General features: G+C 71.5%; 16 protein-coding genes. 7 read left to right on the top strand and 9 right to left on the bottom strand.

Annotated elements, in window-relative coordinates; genetic code table 11:
* Window positions 1-5: 5 nt before the first annotated feature.
* Window positions 6-1,436, bottom strand: coding sequence for a sulfatase family protein (locus tag ACWF41_RS18730; protein WP_380324147.1), 1,431 nt, complete (start codon window positions 1,434-1,436; stop codon window positions 6-8).
* Between the two features lie 302 nt (window positions 1,437-1,738).
* On the opposite strand from ACWF41_RS18730, the gene ACWF41_RS18725 reads away from it, so the two are divergent.
* Both ACWF41_RS18725 and ACWF41_RS18720 read left to right on the top strand, forming a co-directional pair.
* A complete protein-coding gene (locus ACWF41_RS18725) occupies window positions 1,739-2,809 on the top strand; it encodes an ROK family protein (RefSeq protein WP_380324150.1) in 1,071 nt (356 codons plus the stop codon).
* Window positions 2,810-3,036: 227 nt separating this feature from the next.
* Entirely contained in the window at window positions 3,037-4,494 is a 1,458-nt protein-coding gene (locus ACWF41_RS18720; RefSeq protein WP_380324162.1) for an arylsulfatase, read from the top strand.
* A 34-nt stretch (window positions 4,495-4,528) separates the two neighbouring features.
* Here the strand turns inward: ACWF41_RS18720 and ACWF41_RS18715 are convergent, their stop codons facing one another.
* Window positions 4,529-5,680 (bottom strand): ROK family transcriptional regulator, encoded by a 1,152-nt coding sequence (locus tag ACWF41_RS18715; RefSeq protein WP_380324153.1) that lies wholly within the window; start codon window positions 5,678-5,680, stop codon window positions 4,529-4,531.
* A gap of 81 nt (window positions 5,681-5,761) precedes the next feature.
* Between ACWF41_RS18715 and ACWF41_RS18710 the strand changes: the two genes are divergently transcribed.
* Window positions 5,762-7,951 carry an alpha-galactosidase gene (locus ACWF41_RS18710; RefSeq protein ID WP_380324156.1) on the top strand — a complete coding sequence of 730 codons (2,190 nt, stop codon included), beginning with the start codon at window positions 5,762-5,764 and terminating at the stop codon, window positions 7,949-7,951.
* Between the two features lie 137 nt (window positions 7,952-8,088).
* Here the strand turns inward: ACWF41_RS18710 and ACWF41_RS18705 are convergent, their stop codons facing one another.
* The 6 genes from ACWF41_RS18705 to ACWF41_RS18680 all read right to left on the bottom strand — a co-directional run bounded on the left by ACWF41_RS18705 (window position 8,089) and on the right by ACWF41_RS18680 (window position 14,361).
* Complete coding sequence (locus ACWF41_RS18705; RefSeq protein ID WP_452183034.1) at window positions 8,089-9,288, bottom strand: glycine C-acetyltransferase; 1,200 nt, start codon at window positions 9,286-9,288, stop codon at window positions 8,089-8,091.
* The gene (gene tdh, locus ACWF41_RS18700; RefSeq protein ID WP_380319636.1) at window positions 9,288-10,370 is read right to left on the bottom strand and encodes an L-threonine 3-dehydrogenase; all 1,083 of its coding nucleotides are present in this window, start codon (window positions 10,368-10,370) and stop codon (window positions 9,288-9,290) included. Before tdh ends, ACWF41_RS18705 begins: the two co-directional genes overlap by 1 nt.
* A gap of 173 nt (window positions 10,371-10,543) precedes the next feature.
* On the bottom strand, window positions 10,544-12,058 hold the full coding sequence (locus ACWF41_RS18695) for a hypothetical protein (protein ID WP_380319639.1): 1,515 nt from the start codon (window positions 12,056-12,058) through the stop codon (window positions 10,544-10,546).
* A gap of 172 nt (window positions 12,059-12,230) precedes the next feature.
* Window positions 12,231-12,380: a hypothetical protein gene (locus ACWF41_RS18690; protein ID WP_380319642.1), complete on the bottom strand. Its 150-nt coding sequence runs from the start codon at window positions 12,378-12,380 to the stop codon at window positions 12,231-12,233.
* A gap of 72 nt (window positions 12,381-12,452) precedes the next feature.
* Window positions 12,453-13,472 carry a hypothetical protein gene (locus tag ACWF41_RS18685; protein WP_380319645.1) on the bottom strand — a complete coding sequence of 340 codons (1,020 nt, stop codon included), beginning with the start codon at window positions 13,470-13,472 and terminating at the stop codon, window positions 12,453-12,455.
* 28 nt (window positions 13,473-13,500) lie between these two features.
* Window positions 13,501-14,361, bottom strand: a complete 861-nt coding sequence (locus ACWF41_RS18680; protein WP_380319686.1) for an SUMF1/EgtB/PvdO family nonheme iron enzyme — start codon at window positions 14,359-14,361, stop codon at window positions 13,501-13,503.
* 391 nt (window positions 14,362-14,752) lie between these two features.
* Between ACWF41_RS18680 and ACWF41_RS18675 the strand changes: the two genes are divergently transcribed.
* From ACWF41_RS18675 to ACWF41_RS18660, 4 genes are all read left to right on the top strand, one after another.
* Window positions 14,753-15,304: a hypothetical protein gene (locus ACWF41_RS18675; RefSeq protein WP_380319648.1), complete on the top strand. Its 552-nt coding sequence runs from the start codon at window positions 14,753-14,755 to the stop codon at window positions 15,302-15,304.
* Window positions 15,301-16,491, top strand: coding sequence for a PrsW family intramembrane metalloprotease (locus ACWF41_RS18670; RefSeq protein ID WP_380319651.1), 1,191 nt, complete (start codon window positions 15,301-15,303; stop codon window positions 16,489-16,491). The genes ACWF41_RS18675 and ACWF41_RS18670 overlap by 4 nt, the downstream gene beginning before the upstream one ends.
* A 59-nt stretch (window positions 16,492-16,550) precedes the next feature.
* Complete coding sequence (locus ACWF41_RS18665; protein ID WP_380319654.1) at window positions 16,551-17,312, top strand: CPBP family intramembrane glutamic endopeptidase; 762 nt, start codon at window positions 16,551-16,553, stop codon at window positions 17,310-17,312.
* 149 nt (window positions 17,313-17,461) lie between these two features.
* Window positions 17,462-18,619: an ROK family protein gene (locus tag ACWF41_RS18660; protein ID WP_380319657.1), complete on the top strand. Its 1,158-nt coding sequence runs from the start codon at window positions 17,462-17,464 to the stop codon at window positions 18,617-18,619.
* Between the two features lie 28 nt (window positions 18,620-18,647).
* Here the strand turns inward: ACWF41_RS18660 and ACWF41_RS18655 are convergent, their stop codons facing one another.
* On the bottom strand, window positions 18,648-20,819 hold the full coding sequence (locus ACWF41_RS18655) for an alpha-galactosidase (protein ID WP_380319660.1): 2,172 nt from the start codon (window positions 20,817-20,819) through the stop codon (window positions 18,648-18,650).
* Window positions 20,820-20,877: the final 58 nt, after the last annotated feature.

Genomic DNA, 20,877 nt, shown 5'->3' with positions numbered 1-20,877 from the left:
GTGACTCAGCTCCCCACGGTCGCGGGGACGTCCGGCGCTGCACCGCTCGGCTCGAGGAGCGCGGCCACGCTGGCACGGTGCAACGGGCCGGTCACCGCGCCCTCGAGCAGGGGGTCGTCGGTCTCGCGCATCCAGTCGACCAACGCTGCGAGGAGGACGGTCCGCACCTCGGCGTAGCGGGGATCGTCGGCGACGTCGTCGAGCATGAGGGGGTCCTTCCGGAGGTCATAGAGCTCGACGCTGGGGTGCGGGTCGGTCCAGTCGTGCGCGTATCCATCGACGGGACGGCAACGGCGGTTCCAGGACTGGGACGGGTCCATGAACCCGGGCGCAGCCGAGAAGTTGACGATGAGGCGGTGGGTCGCCGTGCGGACGGTGCGACGAGGGTCGTAGTAGTCGTGGAACGTCATCTCGCCGAACGCGTGCTCCGCAGCGGCGTACTCCTCTCCGTCGAGCAGCGGCAGGAACGAACGCCCGTGGGGCTGTGGGTCGTCGGCAGGGAGCCCGAGCACGTCGATGAGCGTGGGGACGAGATCGAGATTCGTGAGCAGCGCGTCCTCGCGGCGGCCGCCGGTCCATCCGCGACCCGGCCAGCGCAGCATGAACGCGACCTCGAGACCGGGGTCGTACAGGGAGCACTTGGCGCGGGGGAGCGCCAGCCCGTGGTCCGTGGTGAAGATGACAAGCGTGTTCGTCGCCAGCTCCAGAGCGTCCAGCTCGTCCAGGATGCGCCCGACGGCGCGATCCATGTGCCGGATCGCTCCCTGGAGCTCGGCAACCTCCTCGCGAGCCGACGCCGTGTCCTCGAGGTAGCCCGGGACCGCCACCCCCCTTTCCCGGTCGGGGTGGACGTGGTCACCGAGGAACCCCATCGTGCCGGGCTCGTCGCCCGGTCCAGGGCGCCGGTGCGGCTCGAAGAACCCGACCTGGAGGAAGAACGGCCCGTCCTCGCGAGCCTTTCGGCGCAGTGCGTCGACGGTCCGCTCGGCCACGCTCTCTGCGGTCCCCCCGACGCTGGCCCGGTCGAAACCGAGCCTGGCAGCGATCTGCTCGTTCGAGGTGAACCGTGCCTCGTGCTGCACGCCGATGAGCTCGGTCGTGTAGCCGGCATCGTGGAGGCGCGTCGCCAGGTGCCGCTCGTCCTCGTTCAGGTCCCAGGCGAACGTCGCGTGCGTCAGTCCCATGACGCCGTTCGTATGCGGCCAGCGGCCGGTGAAGAGGCTGGCTCGCGACGGGCTGCACTGGGGTGCGGTCGCGAACATGCTGCTCAGCACCACGCCTTCGTCCGCGAGCCGGTCGAGACGGGGGGAGACGACGGTCTGGGCGCCGAGACAGTGCAGGTGCCGACCGAGGTCGTGACAGTGCAGCAGCAGGATGTGCGGCCGCTGCGGGCCCCCGGTCGCCGATCTCGCAGCGTCGTGGGTGGGTCGGTCCAACGGGGTCCTCCTTGCCGTCGGGGCACGCAGCAGCGCGAGCCCCGCAGGGTGTGTCGTGGCGCACAGTCTTGGCCCGGGACGCAATTACTGTCAACCCTTGGATCAACTGACTTTGACTATTTGTGGGAGACAACCTCCACCGATACGGTCGGGGGGTGACCCTCGAGAGATGGCCGGCGGCGGAGCTGATCAGCGGAACGTCGACGCCGGCGGATGCCCGCGACAGGAGCGCGTCCGCCCTGTTGGCGGCGCTGCGATCCGGTGGTCCGATGGCGCGCAAGGCATTGACCCGGGCGACTGGCGTGAGCTTCACGACGGTCACCCGCCTCACGTCGGCGATGGTCGCGGGCGGCCTGCTCGTGGAGCTGGACCCTCGGAGGACGGCGGGGCGCGTCGGCGCCGGCCGCCCGGAGACGCCCCTGGACTTCGCTCCGGGGGGTCGGTTGCTCGTTGGTGTCCACATCCGGAGGGACGCGACGACGGCGTCCGTCTTCGACCTCGGCGGTGCGCGGCTGAGCAGCACGAGGGTCGCTCATGAGCCGGGTTCCACCGCCGCCGAGGTCGTGCGGCGCGCCGTCCGGGCCGTCGCTGAGCTGATCGAGGGGGCGGGCGCGGGTCGCGTGCTGGGAGTCGGTGTGAGCACCGGGGGACGGGTGGACCATGACCGCAGGACCGTGGTCGAGTCACCGCTCCTCGGATGGGACAACGTCGACCTCGGGGCCCCGTTCGACGCCCTCGGTCTGCCGGTGCATGTCGACACCTCGGTGCGCTGCCTGGCGCTGATGGACCTCTGGGGCCGGGGCGGAGGGTCGGGCGACACGTCGCTCACCATCCTGGTCGCGGGTGTGGTGGGCGCCGCACTGATCGTGGACCGGCGACTCTTGCGGGGGCCCGGGGCGACCGGGGGAGAGGTCGAGCACTTCCCGGTCGCCGGCGGCCCTGGTGAGCGCTGTCGCTGCGGCCGGATCGACTGCCTCGGCCAGGTGGTGAGCAACCGTGGCCTGCACGCTCGCGCCGCTGCGGCGGGAGTCGCGCCGCCGGACGTCGCCTGGAACGATCTCGTGGCGGCCGATTCGCCGGCCGTCGCGGCCATGCGGCAGGACAGGGCGCGGTGGCTCGGTGAGTCGACCGGCGCCCTGATCGAGCTCCTCAACCCCGCGACCACGACGATCACGGGCTTCCTCGGCGATCGGGCCGACGTCGACGAGACGCTGCGCGTCGCGCGGGAACGGTGCCGCGACCTCCTTGGCGGCCCCGAGAGATCGATCGTGTACCGCCCCATCGATCAGGACGTCTGGGACAGGGCGTCGGCGAGCCTGGTGCTGGACGACTTCCTCCGGCGTCCGACGGGCTACGAGCCTGCGTTGCGATGAGGCTGCGGTACCGCCGAGCCCTGTGCCCGACGCCTGGCGGGTCGCCCGCCTGTCCTTGATCCGAAAGGGGCCACACGGTGGTGATCCAGCCTGAGTTCGACCAGCCTGCGTTGCGGACTGGCGGTACATCTGGTCGAGCGGGCCGCACGGCGGGACTCTCGCCCGGCCGGCCGCTCGAGACGTCTCGGGCGGCCGGTCCGCGGCGGCGTCCGGCCGCGCGACCGAACATCATGGTCGTCTGCGTGGACCAGTGGCGCGGCGACGCGCTCTCCGCGGCGGGGCACCCGGTCGTGAAGACGCCGCACCTCGACGAGCTCGCGGGGATGGGCACTCGATTCTCTCGGGCGTACTCGGCGACGCCGACGTGCGTCCCGGCACGGGTCGCCATGTTCACGGGACAGTCGCCGGAGCGGCACGGTCGCACGGGCTACCGGGACGGGATCCCCTTCTCCGAGGCGCACCCCATCACCATGCAGGGCGTCCTGCGGGACGCCGGATATCAGACGCAGGCCATCGGCAAGATGCACGTCTACCCCGAGAGGTCGCGCTGCGGCTTCGACGACGTGCGGCTCCATGACGGGTTCCTGCACTTCGGCCGCCGTTACGGTGGGCGGCACCTGTCGGCCAACGACGACTACCTGACCTGGCTGCGCAGGCAGCCGGGCGAGGACGCGCGGGCGGACTACTTCGACGACGGAGTCGGCTGCAACTCGATGGTGGCGGTGCCGTGGAGCCGGCCGGAGCGCCTGCATCCGACCAACTGGGTGGTTCACGAGACGCTGGACTTCCTCGAGCGGAGGGACCCGACGGTCCCGTTCTTCAGCTGGGTCTCGTTCCACCGGCCGCACGCACCGTTCAACCCGCCGCAGTGGGCGTTCGACCAGTACTACCTCGGCACGCGCGTCTCGCCGCCCGTCGGGGACTGGGTCGGCGAGTTCGAGGAGTTCCGGCGCGACAACCACCATCAGACGGTCATGGGGCGCCTCGATCCGGAGGCGCACCACCGCGCGATGAGTGGGTACTACGGCAACATCAGCCACATCGACCTGCAGATCAACAGGCTGCTCGAGGGCCTCGCGGAGCTGGAGCTCCTCGCCGAGACGTCGATCGTGTTCGTCTCCGACCACGGCGAGATGATGGGCGACCACGACATGTACCGCAAGAGCGTGGGCTACGAGGGCAGCGCGCGCGTCCCGTTCCTCGTCCGGCCGGCGCCGGCGTTCTTCCCCGACGCGCGCCGCGGCCATGTCGTCGATGCCGTGTGCGAGCTGCGGGACCTCATGCCCACCGTCCTCGAGATGGCCGGCGTCACGTGCCCGGAGACGGTGGACGGGAGCTCCCTCCTGCCGTGGGCCCTGGGCGAGGAGCCCGAGTGGCGGGACGTGATCCACGGTGAGCATGTGCACTTCGACCAGTCGCTGCAGTGGGTGACCGACGGCCGACGCAAGTTCCTGTGGGCGTCCGAACGCGGGGTCGAGCAGTTCTTCGACCTCGAGGAGGACCCGCACGAGCTGCGGAACCTCGCCGGTGAGCCGGACCGCGCGGGGGAGGTCGCCGCCTGGCGGGCCGTCCTGGTGCGGTACCTCACCGGGCGGGAGGAGGGGTTCGTGCGCGACGGCGTGCTCGTGCGTGGGAGGCCCGTCCAGTCAGAGACGGCACGAGTGCGCGAGCTCGCCGTCATGTGAGGAGGGCGTGTGCCCGCCCCGCCCCCTCGCGACGTCACCGCTCCTCAGGGCCGAATCGTTGGACGGGAGCAGGGACGCCGTCGAGGCCGTAGATCTGGCTGCCGAACCGCGCGAACGCCTGGTCGAACGCGCCGACCAGAACGCCGCGGTCGACGAGCCGGGCGCCCGTGACCACCGGGTCGACGGCGGGACCGGCGACGACGAACGCCTGGACCGCGGCCCGCAGCGGCGAGGCGAGCAGGTCCGCGTAGTGGCCCAGGCGTCCGCCGAGGACGATCGCGTCGGGGGCGAGGGCAAGGGCCAGTGCGGTGACGGCCGGTGTCATGCCCTCGATCAGGTTCTCGAGGACTGTCAGCCCTTCGGCGTCGTCGGGAGCTGCCCGCAGACGCTGGAGCGCATCGTCGAACCGGGCGAGCTCCTGCCCGAAGGGCTGGCTCGAGGCGTGCACGGCCGTGTTGAAGGCCCGCACCGCGCCGATCTCGCCTGCCATCCGCTGGCGGCCGCGCGCGAGAGAGCCGTCGAGCACGACCCGGGCCGAGACGCGTGGCCAGGTCTGGACGTACACGCCTGTGGGGACCCCCCGCAGCGCGCCGTGCCTTGCCTCCGCCACGGCCGCGAGCGAGAGGTCGTTGTCGATGGTCACGGGCGCGCCCAGCAGGGCCTCGACCTCCGGCCCGAGGGCGCGTCCCTCCCATGCGGGCACGAGGGGCGACGTCGTCATGGTCCCGTCCGCCTGGGCGACACCGGAGACCCCGATCCCGACAGCCCGGAGGTCCTCGCGCGCCACGCCGGCCGCGGAGAGCGCCGACCGGAGCGCGGTCTCGAGGGGCTCGATGCCTGGTCGGGCGATGTCGGGCGCCGGGGCGTCCGTGGTGCGAAAGGTGAGCCAGCGTCCGCTGAGATCGGCCACAGCCACCTTGATCGAGGTGCCGACCAGGTCGAGGGCGGCGACCGCGCCGGCGTCGGCCCGGAACCGGGACCGACGAGCGGGGCGTCCTCCGTACTCGTGCGGCTGCACGACGTCGACCCGGTGCTCGACGAGTCCGCGTTCCGCGAGCCAGCCCAGGGCCGAGTCGAGCGTCGGGCGCGACATGCCGGCGCGTGCCGCGAGCTCGCTCACGGTCGCGTCGCCGAGGGCCCGGACGGCGTCGAGAGCGGCGATGCGCGAAGGGGTGGCGGTGACCATCCCCGCATCCTGCCGCACTACTTTCCAAAATGTCTTATGGAACCTCTTACATAACCGGCTGGATCCGCGTAGCGTTCCGCTGTGACCTCACAGACAGAACCCCCGACCACTCTGCCCGGCTCTCTGCACCTCCACGCAGCCGGGTGCTCCGTCCTCCTCGAGATTCCCGCCACCGGCCTGCCCGTGGTGCGGCACTGGGGTGCCGCGCTGGGCGACCTCGACGGCGAGCTGGCGCGCACGATCATCGACACGGCGACGCCCGGGAACAGGTCCTCGGACATCGGTGCCGACCGACCGAGCCTCGTGCCGGAACCGTGGACGGGCTGGATGGGCCGCCCCGGCCTCGTCGGCTCGCGCGCCGGCCGTTCGTGGTCGACGAAGTTCCGGCTCGACGAGATCCGCGTCGACGGCGACCGTCTCGAACAGGGTGCCCACGTCGATCTCGGGGCGGGCGTCGTCGAGCTCGACGCATTGGATCCCGAGGCCCGTCTGGCTCTGCTCATCACCATCGAGATGCTGCCGTCGGGCCTCGTGCGCACCCGCGCCCGGCTCCGCAACGACGGTGCCGCCTATGACCTGCAACGGCTCTCCGTCGTCCTGCCGGTGCCTGGGCAGGCCACCGAGCTGCTCGACTTCGGTGGCCGGTGGGGCATGGAACGCATGCCGCAGCGTCAGGATTTCGGTGTAGGCGCGCACGTGCGGGAGAACCGTCAGGGGCTTCCGGGGTGCGACGCGGCCTATGTGCTCCACGCGATGGAGAAGGGGACGGACTTCGAGCGCGGTGAGTGCTGGGGTGTGCACGTGGCGTGGAGCGGCAACACCGACCACGTCGCCGAGCACACCGGGACCGGCGTTCGCCAGCTGGGCGGTGGTGAGCTCCTGCTGCCCGGCGAGGTGCGTCTCGCCGAAGGCGAGTCCTACGAGACACCGTGGCTCTACGCGTCGTACGCCGTCGGCCTCGACCGCGTGGCCCACCGCTTCCACGACCACCTGAGGGCCCGTGCCTCGCACGTGGACTCGCGCCGGCCGGTGACGCTCAACGTGTGGGAGGCGGTGTACTTCGACCATCAACCGGAGCGGCTGATCGGCCTCGCGGAGCTCGCGGCCGAGGTCGGCGTCGAGCGCTTCGTGCTCGACGACGGCTGGTTCGGCGGGCGCCGGAACTCGAGGGCGGGGCTGGGCGACTGGCATGTGTCGTCGGACGTGTTCCCCGACGGACTGCACCCGCTGGTGGACGCCGTCACGAGCCGCGGGATGCAGTTCGGCCTGTGGTTCGAGCCGGAGATGGTGAACCTCGACTCGGATCTGGCGCGTGCCCACCCCGAGTGGATCATGGCGGCCCGCAGCGAGCTTCCGGTGGAGCAGCGCACGCAGCACGTGCTCAACCTGTCCATCCCGGAGTGCTATGACGCCGTGCTGGCCCAGGTGCTCGCCGTGCTCGACGAGTACGACATCTCCTACGTGAAGTGGGACCACAACCGTTCGCACGTGGAGGGCGGCGTCCAGCCCGCCGGCGGTGTGCCCGCAGAGCACGCGCAGACCCTGGCGCTCTACCGGATGCTTGCGGAGATCAAGGCGGCCCACCCCGACCTGGAGATCGAGTCGTGCGCGGGCGGGGGCGGGCGTATCGACCTGGGGATCCTGGAGCACACCGACCGGGTCTGGGTGTCGGACTGCAACGACCCGCTGGAGCGGCAGCGGCTGCACCGTTGGACCGGCCAGCTGCTCCCTCCGGAGCTCATGGGTGCGCACGTCGCCTCGCCGCGGTCGCACACGACGGGGCGCACCCATGACCTGTCGTTCCGAGCGGGGACGATGCTGTTCGGCCACTTCGGCATCGAGTGGGACGTCTCGTCGGCCACACCGGAGGAGCGATCCGAGCTGTCACGGTGGGTCGCGCTGTACAAGGAGGTTCGCGACGTGGTCTGCACCGGCCGGGTGTGGCGCGGGCCGGACCCGGACGAGAGCATGTGGAGCCACGGCGTGGTGTCGCTCGACGGCTCCCGGGGACTGTTCGAGGTGGCCGCACTGAGCTGGTGCGCGCCGGACGCACCGCCGCTGGCGCGACTGCGGGGGTTGGGCGCTGACCGGTTCTACCGGGTCCGTGCGCTGTCGGTGGGGGAGAAGCCCGGCTACCAGCCCGAGCCCGACTGGTGCAGCGGCGACGGCGTGGTGCTCTCGGGCGTCGCTCTGATGTCGGTGGGGCTTCAGTTGCCTGTGCTCTGGCCTGAGCACTCCACCCTTGTCGAGGTGCGCGCGATCGACGGCTGATATGTAGGCCGGTCCTGTCCAGTGACAGGGTGAAGCACCCGCCTCGGACCGTCGTCCGGGGCGGGTGCTTCTCTTGTCGCCGGGACCGATGCCGTCCGTCGCGTGCCCTGCGCGGCTGCGGGGGACCGGTCGGATCGTCAGGCCGTGGTCGTTTCCCGGACGGCGTCTCGCGACGCGACGAAGGCGTCGACGCACGCCTGGACCTGCTCGGGCGTGTGCGCGGCGGACAGCTGCACGCGGATGCGCGCCTCGCCGCGAGGGACCACGGGGAAGCTGAACGCGGTGACGTACACGCCACGCTCCCCCATCGCCTCGGCGACCTTGGCGGCGAGCACGGCGTCGCCGAACATCACGGGGACGATCGGGTGCTCGCCGGGCAGCAGGTCGAAGCCCGCCTCGGTCATGAGGCGGCGGAACAGCTCGGCGTTGCGGGTGAGGTTCTCGCGCAGGTCGCCGGCGGTCTCCACGAGGTCGAGGGCCGTGAGGGTGCCCGCCACGATCATCGGCGCCAGCGTGTTGGAGAACAGGTACGGGCGGGCGCGCTGGCGCAGCAGGTCGACGATCTCCTGGTGCGCGGCGACGTAGCCGCCGGACGCCCCGCCGAGGGCCTTGCCGAACGTGCCGGTGAGGATGTCGACGCGGTCGGCCACCCCGCACAGCTCCGGCGTCCCCCGGCCGTGCTCGCCCATGAACCCGACGGCGTGCGAGTCGTCGACCAGCACCAGCGCGGAGTAGCGGTCGGCGAGGTCGCAGATCTCCCGCAGCGGGGCGAGGTAGCCGTCCATGGAGAAGACGCCGTCGGTGACGATCACGACGTGCCGGGCGCCGCCGTCGCGCGCCGCGCGCAGCTGGTCCTCGAGGTCGGCCATGTCGCGGTTGCGGTACCGGAAGCGGGCCGCCTTCGACAGCCGGATGCCGTCGATGAGGGACGCGTGGTTGAGCGCGTCCGACACGATCGCGTCCTCCGCGCCGAACAGCGTCTCGAAGACGCCGCCGTTCGCGTCGAAGCACGACGAGAACAGGATGCTGTCGTCCGTCTCCAGGAAGCCCGCCAGCCGCTGCTCGAGCGTCCGGTGCTGGTCCTGCGTGCCGCAGATGAAGCGCACGCTGGCGAGGCCGTAGCCCCAGGTGTCCAGTGCGTCACGCGCCGACGCGAGGATGCGCGGGTCGTCCGCGAGGCCCAGGTAGTTGTTGGCGCAGAAGTTGAGCAGCTCCGCGCCGTCGGCGCTGATGCGGGCGCCCTGCGGGCCCGCGATGCCGCGCTCGCGCTTCGTCAGGCCCGCGGCCTCGATCTCGGCGAGCTCACCCGCCACGTGCTCCCGGAACGTCCCGTACATCAGTAGTCCTCCACCCCGGCGTGGCCTTGCGCCCCGTCCGCCCAGTCCGTCCAGTCCAGTACCACCTTGCCGCCGTGCGCCGAGGCCGCGGCCTCGAAGCCCTCGTGCCACCGGCTCGCGGGGAGCCGGTCCGTGACGACCGACGCGATCGCCGTGCGCAGCGTCTCGCTCGTGCGCAGCATCGCGTCCATCGCCTGCCACGTCTCGAACATCTCGCGGCCGTAGATGCCCTTGAGCGTGAGCATGTGCGTCACCACCGTGCCCCAGTCGACGGCGATCGGCCCGGCAGGGAGGCCGAGCATCGCGATCCGGCCGCCGTGGTTCATGTTCGCGATCATCTCGGGCAGCGCACTGGGCGCGCCGCTCATCTCGAAGCCGACGTCGAATCCCTCGCGCAGCCCCAGCTCGCGCTGGGCGTCGGCGACGCGCGCCGTGCGCACGTCGAGGGCCGCGTCCGCGCCCATCGCCCGCGCCATCTCCAGGCGCGCCGGGCTCACGTCGGTGCCCACCACCAGGTGCGCGCCGGCGTGCCGGGCGACGGCGATCGCCATGAGGCCGATCGGCCCGCAGCCCGAGACGAGCACGTCCTCGCCGATCACGGGGAACGCGAGCGCGGTGTGCACCGCGTTGCCCAGCGGGTCGAAGATCGCCGCGACATCGAGGTCGACGCCCGCGTGGTGCACCCACACGTTGGTCGCGGGCAGCACCACGTACTCGGCGAACGCACCGTCGCGGTGCAGGCCCAGGCCCTGGGTGCGGATGCACATCTGGCGGCGCCCGGCGCGGCAGTTGCGGCAGGTGCCGCACACGATGTGCCCCTCGCCCGAGACGATGTCGCCCACGGCGACGTCGTGCACCAGCTCGCCGACCTCCACGACCTCGCCGACGAACTCGTGCCCGGGCACGAGCGGCGCCTGGATCGTGGACGCGGCCCAGTCGTCCCACCGCTCGATGTGCAGGTCGGTGCCACAGATGCCGGTGCGCAGCACGCGGATCTTCACGTCCCCGATGCCGGCCTCCGGCTCGGGCCGGTCCACCAGCTCCAGGCCCGGGCCCGGGCCCGGCTTGAACAGCGCCTTCACTCAGCTCTCCTCGACACCCGTCGTACCGTCCCCTGACCCTTCACAGACCTCATCCGGCAACCGCCGTCGCTCGCGCCGTCACGGACTCGCCGTCCGAGGCTTCACTGCGCCGCCTGCGCACCGGGGCCGCCCGGGGGCGGCGACCCTCACGTCTCGGTGAGGGCGCGTGCCGCTCACCGCATGCTCGGGACGGCGTCGGTCAGGTCCGAGCGCTGTGCGATCGCGACCTGGTACGTGTCCGCGTCCCGCGAGGTGGGCCATGTGAGGTCGGTCCATGTCGTCGACGGCTCCGCACTGGCAGCCGGCCTCGTGAGATGGATGTCCCGAGGAGGGGTACGGACGGTGTCTGCGAGGACCGTGAGGTCCGACGCGACCACGGCCAGCGCAGAGACGCTCTGACCCGGCCGGAGCCGCAGCGTCACCCCAGTGACGGCGTGCCCGTCGTCGCGGCGATGGTGCACCTGGTGGAGGTGGCCGTCGACGCTCACCGCAGCCCATGAGCCGGCGAACTCGATGGTCGTCACGAGCGAGTTCGCCCCGGAGCGGTGCGTGACCCTGGTCGAGGCTCGCCCGTCGTGGCGCACGGTCATCACGTGGTCCCCGACCGTGACGTGATCGAGCTCGAGCCACGCGAGGCAGGCTGGCAGGTGCGAGCGCACCGTGACCGCGTCGTGGGCCGCGTCGGGCTCGATGCCGGCCACGCCGCTGACGATGCTCGTCAGGAGAGCGTGGCTCGTCGCCGGGTCTTCGCCGTTCGTGCGATTAGGCAGGACGGGGTCCGGCTCGTCCAGCTCGGAGATGACGTACTGGAGCCATGCCCAGGCGCCCTCGTCCTGGCCGTGCCGGTAGAGGGTGTCCACGAGGGCGGTGGCGGCCGCGGTACCCGGGGGGACGTCGTCGGCGTCAAGGCACGCAAGAACTTCCCTGGTGCGTGGGTCGTCCGGAGGGAGTAGCCCGGCGGACGCCAGACTGGCACCGGGTGTGCAGCCGTCTCCGGGGCGGGCAGGGAGGCTGGACCGGCGGTCGACGAGGAACGGCCAGACATCACGGGTCGCGGACCACTCTCGTGCGACGTGGCCCTGCAGGTGTCGTGCCCTCGCCGTGAGTTGCTCCGCCAGCGGCACGTCCCCCCGGGCGGACGCCAGCTCGGCGAGCGCGAGGAACGCGCGGAACGTCGAGGCGATCTCATCGGCGTGCTCGACGAGAGGCGCTCGTTGGTGGTCGGACCGCTCCATGAGGCGCTGGAGCGGGGCGGCGAGCCGGTCCCAGAGCTCCGGGTCGCCGGCGGGAGCGGGGTCGCCGGTCCAGCGGTAGAGGTGAGCCGCTCGGTCGAGGAGCGCGAGCATCGTTCCGCGGTAGCGGGCGTCCTCACCGTCGTGCGGCTCGCCGACCTCGCGGGGAGAGCGCGCGAGCGAGCGCTCGGCCTCTGCGCCCGGAGCCGGGAGAACGCCCGCGTGCAGTCGCGCCACGTCGGCGCCCTCGGGCAGGAGCGCATCGTCGGGACGGCTTCCCGCCGGAGCGCTGGAGAGTCGCCTGACCTGCCATATCGCCCAGCGGAAGGCGTCGACGAGCTCGGCCGAAGGGCTGTCGATCGTCAGGGCGCGGTGCTCGATGCCGGCGGCGGTCCATGGAGCCGAGTCCTCGGTGGGACCGGGACCTTCGCCGTCCGCGTGGGGATGACTCGTCATCGGTCTCCTCCTTGAGTCGGACCGGTCTAGGCGCAAGATTGCACCTATCGATCGTAAGATTGCAAGTGGCCACGGTGTCGTACGGAGCCCGCCCGGACCGGCGCCCTTGCGAGGTTGGCGGCGCACCCGACGCGCCCAGAGGTGGTGGTCTGCCCCGTCCCGGAGGACGTGCTCAGTTCGTGCTCGCGACCGGGACGCAGCCCGCCCGGCCCGCCGGGTCAGGCGCGGCGCCCGCGGCCTGCGGTAGCGCAGTCAGCGCGAGCGACGCGATCAGGGCGCCGCGCGTCGCGCGGGCGCGCCGGGGTCGGGTGGTGAACCTCATGGGTCGAGCGTCCCCCAGCGGCTGCTGTCCGGGGACCGGATCGTGCCACTGGCACGATCCGGTCACGTGCGGTCAGAGCCACCCGCGGCGCTGGGCCTGCAGGGCGAGCTGGAACCGGGTGGTGGCGCCCACGCGGGCGCTGAGCACCTCCAGACGGCGATAGAGCGTGCGTCGGCTCACGCCGAGGTCTGCGGCGACCTCGTCGTCGGTCAGGCCACCGGCGAGCAACGACAGCAGCCGGCGGTCCTGGTGCAGGAGCCGAGGGGAGCCGGCGGACCGGTCGTGGAAGGGCAGCGCAGTGGCCCACACGGCCTCGAACAGCGCGGTACAGGCGGTCAGCAACACCCCGGCGTGCACGACGAGCATGGTGTTGTAGACGTCGGCCTCGCCGGCGGCGGGTGAGACCAGAGCGACCCGGTCGTCCACGACGATCAGCTTGACCGGGGCCGCCGTCACCACGCGGGCCTGCTCGCCCGCCGCGATGCAGCGCTCGATGTCGTCGGCGAGCTTTCCTGGGAACGTCAATGACTCGCGGGCGTACACCATGCGGTGGCGCACCCCGCGTGCGAGCGTCTCGAGCGCCGTGTCGACGCCGTCCTCGAGGGCGAAGTACGGCGGGGAGTCGAGCTGTCGCACGCTGGTGCGCGCGCTGGACCACTCCTGCACGAGCCGGTGGCCGATGGCGGGGCCGGTGACGATCTCGACGGCCTCACCGGCAGGAGCGGAGTACCGCTCGCGTCGGAACGTCTCGAACGCCGCCGCGATCGTGACGCGCGACTCTTCGATCTCCGCCGTGCGCCGGCGGCTCATCGCTTCGACGGCCGCTTCCGGGGGCATGGGGGCGACGAGCGTGTCCGCGGTGGCGGCGACGGCAAGTCCGGACTCCACGAGACGGTCGTAGGCGCGCCCGAACGCCTGTGGGCCCAGTCCGCTCGAGGCCTCGACCTGGGACAGCGGCACCGGTGCCCGGTCGAGCAGCGTCTCGAAGACGCAGACCGCCTCGTCGTCGAGGCCCAGCCGTCGCAGGGCGGTCCCGACCTTCGTGCTCGACCTGCCCTGCGATCCTGCGGCCTTGCTCGCAGTCACGTCCATGGGCACCCCTCTGACGCTCCCACCGCTCTCAAGCTCCGACCGCGCAGCGGAAGCCGAGGTGGGAGGTGGCGGAGTCGTCGGTCTGCGCGGATCGCGCGGCCGGTCGGTAGCGTCGGCAGTACTCGGGCGCGCACAAGTGCGACCCACCCTTGGTGACGCGGCTGACGCGGGGTGACGTGGTGGGTGGGGTCACCCCCGCGAGGAGGTCGGCGCGGGAGCCGCGCTCCGGAGCGGCGCGTCCCGGGACGATGTGTCGGGGCGTGAAGACATCGGCGGTCCGCTCCCAGACGTTGCCGATCATGTCGACGAGGCCGTAGCCGTTGGCCGGGAACGCGCCGACTGGTGAAGTGCTGCCCCAGCCGTCGTTGCGGTAGGGGAAGGCGCCCTGCCAGGTGTTGGCCATGACACGCCCGCCGGGCGTGAAGTCGTCGCCCCACGTGAACTCCGCTCCGTCGAGGCCGCCGCGTGCGGCGAGCTCCCATTCCGCCTCCGTGGGCAGCCGGCGTCCCGCCCACGCGGCGTAGGCCGCTGCGTCCGCGTGCGCGACGTGGACGACGGGATGGTCGGGGCGGTCGAGCGCTGTGGAGCCCGGACCGGTGGGGTGTCGCCACGACGCGCCCGGCTGCCACCGCCACCACTGTCGCCAGTCGCTGAGGTCGACCGGCCCGGTCGTCGGGGTGAAGACCAGCGAGCCCGGGACCATGACGGCAGGATCGGCACCGGGGTATTCCGCCGGGTCGATCTCACGCTCGGCGACCGTCACGTAGTCGGTGTCGGCGACGAACGTCGCGAACTGACCGACGGTCACCGGGTGTCGCTCGATCGCGAACTCCCGGACCGTACGGTGATGTTCGGGCGCCTCCTCCTGGTAGTGGCGGTCCGAGCCCATCCTGAACGAGGCGGCCGGTACGGCGACGAGCTCGGTGAGGTCCACGCCGGTCAGCATACGGAGCCGCGTCGAGGCCGGGGCCCTCAGGATCGCGTGGGGCTCTCTTCGTCGAGCGGCTCGACCCGGATGCCGCGCATCGATGGCGCGGATGCTCAGGGCACGAACATGGACGAGCTCGGCATTGCGCGAGCACCCCCGGACCTGCCGGACCGCACCCGTCGGCCTTCGGCGCGCGTGAAGAAGGGCGCGCGGTTACCGTCGCAGCGTCGACCAGAGGAGGGTGCCCGTGCACGTCAGTGAGTCGCCCACCCCCGCCCGGCCGAAAGGATGGGTTCCCGTTGAACGGCGCCTCTGGGGTCTCGACCGGACGACCGTCGCCCCGGCTCTCACGGTGCTGGTGCTGGTGCTCGTGGCGGTGTGGGCGCTGCCGGCGCTGGACGGCGCGGTCTCGCGAGAAGATCTCGCCGAACCTGGGGACGTGATCCAGCTCGACGACGTGATCACCTTCGCCCCCGAGCCCGGCTGGAACGTCGTCTCGGGAGAACGCCAAGGCAGTCCTGGCTCGGGCGGTCGGTACGCGCCGGCGGCCGCGGTATCGAAGGACGGAGTGGTTCTGCAGATCCAGACGGATACCTACGACGGCACCGCCGATGGCCTCCTGGAGCAGCTGCGCACCACGAGCGGCGGTCTGCGGGGGGAGGCGGGTTACCGCGTGATCGGCGATCCGATCGACATCGCGACGGCCGCCGGTGACCGGGGTGTCGCGGCTCGGTTCAGTGGTTCGTCGGGCAACGGGCTGATCGGGGCGTTCGTCTTCGGTGACCACGGGGTCAGGCTCGTCGCGGTCGGTCCAGCCACCACACCGCCTGCGGTGACGGAGGAGGTGGGCGCGATGATCCGGTCTGTCGCGCCGGTCGGGACGACGTCGGAGGCTACCTCGTGAGCGCGACGGCAACTCCTGCGGAGACCGGTCCGGCCGTCGCGGCGCGGCTCGACGCGTTGCATGCGAACGGGTGGGGCAACCCGGTCGTCTGGTGGCAGCCGCGGAATGCTTGCCTGTGGATGTTCGTCGGGCTTCTGGTCTACGGGCTGTTCGAGCTGTGGCAGATCGTGGACGCGACGGTGCGGGCCTTCGGCGGGGTCATCGGCGTCGCGGGAATCCTGTTCGCGGCGTACGCGGTGGTGTTCTGGTGGTTCACCACCGTCATCGACCGGTACTCGCCCCAGCCGGTGTCGTTGCGGGTCGCGGCATTCGGCTGGGGTGGGGTCGCGGCGACGTGGGTCATCGCAGTGAGCGCGAACGACGCGCTCCACGGGCTCTACGCGAAGCTGCTCGGCCAGCAGACGGCTGACGCGTGGTGGGCCGCGATGTCTGCTCCGGTGACCGAGGAGCTCGGCAAGGGGGCGGGCGTCCTGCTCCTGCTGTTCGTCGCGCGCAACGTCGTGCGCACCGCGTACGACGGGTTCGTGCTGGGGGCGTTCGCCGGCCTGGGTTTCCAGATCTTCGAGGACGTCCTGTACGCGCTGAACTCCGCGCAGGCCGAGTTCGGGTCCGACCCGCTGGGCAACGGTCTGAACACGGTGGGACTGCGCGTGCTCACCGGGTTCACGTCCCACATCCTGTACTCCGCGATCTTCGGTGCCGGCGTGATCTACCTGGTCGGGACGGTCGCCCAACGCCGACGGGTGGGCCTCGGCCTGGGGCTGTGCGTCACGGCGGTGGGCCTGCACTTCCTGTGGGACGCCGTCGGCGCCTTCAGCGGCGGGAACGGACAGCTCTCGCTGATCCTCATCCTCGTGATCGCGTTGCTGGCGGTGGTCGCGGTGGTAGGCGTCTTCCACCTCACGGTGCAGGCTGAACGGGACACGATGCGCGCCGTCATGGCGCCGGAGGTCGACACCGGCGACCTCACCCCCGAGGAGCTCGACACCCTCGCCGGGAGCTGGCGCCAGCGGCGCTCGTACCGGCGGCACGCCGACGGCCGCGAAGACCGTCGACGACGCAGGCACCGCCTCTCCGCGGCGCGCGATCTCGCGAACGAGATCGCCGCCGCGCAGGGCACAGAGACACCCCGCGTGGACTTCGCGCGGGCCGAGCTTCGACGGCTCGACAAACGGGCGCCGCGATGAGCGGCATCGACCGGAAGGGTGGTGGCAGGGTGCGCGTACGGCCTCGTGCATGGATCGGGGTGGCGGTGCTCGTGGGGTACCTGGTGATCGTGGTGGTGGTGGCCGCGATCTCCGGGGTGCCGTTCGACGAGGTGGGGGCGAGCGCGGAGTCGATCTATCGCGTCACGGTGCCGTCGTTCGTGGTCGGTGCGGTCTACCTCGTCGCCGTCACGACCGCCCTCGGCTGGTGGCGGCCCGCGCTGCACGACCGGCATCCCAGCGCGCGCCGGTGGCCCGTCGTCGTGCCCGTCCTCATGGCGATGCTCGCGCTGGTGAGCTTCGCGCAGACCGAGTGGTCCGCGTTCGACGCCTCCTTCCTGATCGCGCTGCTGCTGCTCGGCGTCGGCGTGGGGTTCTGCGAGGAGCTGGCCGCCCGCGGCGTCCTGCTGGTCGCCCTGCGCTCGCGCTACCGGGAGGTCGGGGTGTGGCTGCTGAGCACCCTGCTGTTCGGCGCGATGCACCTGGCCAACATCGTCTCCGGCCTGGCGCCCGAGAAGGCGCTGCTCCAGGGCCTGATCGCGGCCGGGTCCGGCACGGTGTTCTACATCCTGCGGCGCGTCACCGGTTCGCTGGTGTGGTCGATGGTGCTGCACGGGCTGTGGGACGTGTCGGTGTTCACGGTGAACTTCGTCGACGACGAGACGGTGCCGGTCGCGGGCCTCGCCACCCCGCTGATCGGGTTGCTCGGGCTCGCCGTGGTCGCGTGGGTGATCCGCGGCGCCGACGAGCGCACGGCGTCCGACGCGACCCGGGCCCTCGAGGCCAAGGGCCCGCTGACATGACGGCACATGACTGCCACGCCACCACCTGCCGCGTCAGTATCCTGAGACGACCGTTGGGGATGCGGCGGTGCACCGAGGCCCACTCGCATGAAGCGGGATAGTTTGAACCCTTTCCTCGTGGTGCCGCGAGATGCTTCGTTCGGAGGATCATGACCAACCACGCCGCCCTGTCGAGCGGGGACCCCTCCGTTCTGCGACGGCTGAATCTGCAGTCCGTGCTCCGCGTCCTTCACGCGGGCGGCGTCTACACGATCACCGAGCTCTCCCGGCGGTCTCAGCTGTCGCGGCCGACGACCAAACAGGCTGTCGACGACCTCGTCGGAGCAGGCTGGGCGGCGCCGGTGAGCCCGGCCCGGTCGGGAACGGTCATCGGGCGGCCTGCGCAGGGCTTCGAGTTCCGGCCGGAGGTCGGCCACGTGCTGGCCGCGGATGTCGGGAGCTACAAGGTCGTCGTGCTGGTGGGCGACCTCGAAGGCACCGTCGTGGCTCGTGCGCGGGTCGAGCTCGAGCCGAGCTGGCCTGCAGAGCGGCGCCTCGAAGCCTTGGGGGACGCCATCGACGCAGCGTTGGCGGGCTTTCCGCCCGGTGCCGACGCGATCACGGAGGCCGTCGTCGCGACTCCGGGCACCGTCGACCGGCACGGAGTCGTGGTCTACAACACGGTGATCCCGGGGTGGCAGGGACAGAGCCCGGCGTCCTGGGTCGGTGAGCGCTACCCGTTCCGCGTCGTGGGGACGAGCGACATGCCGATGGCAGGGTTGGCCGAGCACTGGCGCGGCGCGGCGCAGGACGCGTCGGACATCGTCTACCTGCACATCGGCAGACGGATCGGGGCTGCTGCGCTGATCGGGGGACGGCCACACAACGGACACCACGGTGCGGCCAGCCAGATCGGATTGTGGCGTGCCATTCCCTGGCGCGCCGACTACGGCCCGCTTCTCCACCTCGCCGAACGACCAGGGGAGTTCGACACCCGTGCCGTCTTCTCTGCAGCCGCAGCCGGCGATCCCGACGCGCAGACTCGCGTCGACACCTTCGTCGACGAGATCGTCGCCGGACTCGTGCCGACGATCATCGCGATCGACCCGGAGCTGCTCGTGATCGGGGGTGGCGTCTCCGCAGCGGGTGATGCGATCGCCGCGCCGGTCCGCGCGCGTATCGAGGCGGAGACGCCGTTCCCGCCCGCCGTGGTGTGCTCCTCCCTCGGGGACGAGGCTGTCGCCGCAGGGGCGATGCGGCTCGCGCTCGACCGGGCCGAGGAGCGGCTCTTCGCGGAGCTCGCTCCTCGCACCCTGCTGGTCGATTAGGCCACGACACTGCGGGAGCGTGTCGCCGTCACCGGGTGCCGGAAGGGATACCCGGTACGGAGTCGAGCGTGATGATGATGACTTGCTCCGGATCCAGGACGGGAGCCTCCAACCCGACCGCGGCGAGCGTCCGTCCGGTGAGTCGGATGCCGTCGACGACCCATGGCGCGGGGGTGTACGCCCGCGAGCGAACGGCGTGAGCGGGCGTGTCGACACGCACGTCGTACCTGGTGTCGGGGTCGAGCCCGGGAAAACGGATGCGGCCGCCCGAGGGGGCGAGGCTCGAGGTGAGCTGAGCAAGCGTGAACAGCGCGCGCGACCGGTCGGGCGCCACGACTCCGCGAATCAGCACCGACGGGTCGTGGTGATCGAGCGAGACGGCCTTGCCGGAGTGAAGGAGCCCCCGATGCCGCTTGTAGGCCGCGACCCAGGCGGCGAGATCGGCGCGCTCTTGCTCGGTGGTCCGGGTGAGGTCCCACTGGATGCCCAGGTGTCCGAGGATCGCGACACCGCCGCGCAGGTCGATCCACGAGGTGCGGCCCGTCGTGTGGGACGTCGCCGCGCTGATGTCGTTGCCCGTCATCTCGAGTGGCATGAGCAGGCCGGTGTACTGCTGGACGATGGCGCGCTCCATGGGGTCGGCGCAGTCGCTCACCCAAGTCCGCTCGGTGCGTGACAGGATCTCGAGGTCGATCCGCGCGCCGCCGGAGGCGCAGTTCTCGAACTCGACGTCCGGGTGGCGGCGACGCAGCTCGTCCATGAGCCGGTAGACGGCGAGGGTGTGCTCGTGCAGGGTGGCGAACCCGGTCAGCTCGGCGCCCGGCTCCAGCACGTCGCGGTTGTGGTCCCACTTGAGGTACTGGACGTCGTGCTCACGCAACAGCCAGTCCAGTCGCTCGAAGATGTAGGCGTAGGCCTCGGGGTTCGAGAGGTCGAGCACCTGCTGCCACTTCGCGGCTGGTGGGGTCCGGCCACCCGGGCCCAGCAACCACTCGGGGTGCTTGCGGGCAAGGACGGAGTCGACGCTCACCATCTCGGGCTCGACCCAGATACCGAACGCCATGCCCAGCTCATGCACCCGGTCGATGATGGGTGCCAGTCCTTCGGGCCACACGTCCGGATCGACGTACCAGTCTCCGAGGGCGCATCTGTCGTTCCGGCGCCCCAGGAACCAGCCGTCGTCGAGCATGAAGAGCTCGGCGCCGATGGAGGCGCCGAGCTCTGCGAGCTCGCTGAGCTTGGGCAGCTCGTGGTCGAAGTACACGGCCTCCCAGACATTCATGACGACAGGTCGGGGCGCGTGCGGGTGACTCTCGCGTGCGCGGAGGAACTCGTGGAACCGGCTCGCGAGCTCGTCGAGGCCGTTCCCGTGCGACGCGTAGACCCACGGGGACGCATACTCGTGTCCCGCGGTCACGACGATCTCGCCGGGCAGCGGCAGCTCGGCCCCCGTGAGCACCGTGCCCGCGAGGATCGTGCGCTCGGCGGCGAGCTCGTGGTTGCCGCTCCAGGCGACGTGCACGGCGTAGACGGGCCCTCGCTCGAACCCGAAGCCTGGTTCGCCGGCGACGAGCAGCAGGGAGGCGTCGGCGCCCGGGCGTCCCTTCCGACTCTCACGCGCGAACCGGCCGACCCTGAGCGGATGCCTTTGCGGGATGCGTTCACGCATCCAACGTCCGGTCAGGTCGAGCAGCTCGGTCGCGGCGTCCGGGACCGGGAAGACCGCGCGGAGGGCCTGGACCGTGTAGGCGCCGTCGTCCACGTTGCGGAGCACGAGCCTCTGCCGGACGAGTCCCGATGGCAGCACGTCGAGAGTGATGTCCAGATCCAGGCCGGCGTCCGGGTCCGAGCACCGCAGCACCGCACGCATCGCTCCCGCATCCGTCGAGATGCTGTGCGAGATGCAGCGAAAGGACGGGGCGAAGGCGGCGCGGCGCCGGTGTCCCTCGAGGCCGGGAGACCCCGTCCATCCTTCGGCCTGGACGGGGACGAGGCTGACCGGTGACGGGTGGTCGATGTCTCCGACGCGCTGTTGGGGACGAATCGCGCGAACGACGGCGTCAAGCTCCGTGGCGTCGAGATCGCCGAGACTCGGGCCCCAGTAGGCGAGCGCGGGTGCGGTGCGCTCGGGGAGGTCGATGACGACGGAGGTCCCGCCGGCGTGCACGTGCAGATGCCTGTCGATGCCGGGAGCTGTCATGCCAGACCTCGCTGTGGGGTTGCAGAAGAAGCTTACGAAACAACCTTACCTTAGTAGG

The sequence above is a fragment of the Isoptericola sp. NPDC055063 genome (assembly GCF_053608125.1).
Note: the sequence above shows the minus strand (reverse complement) of the source record. Positions and strands in the feature narration are given on the sequence as shown.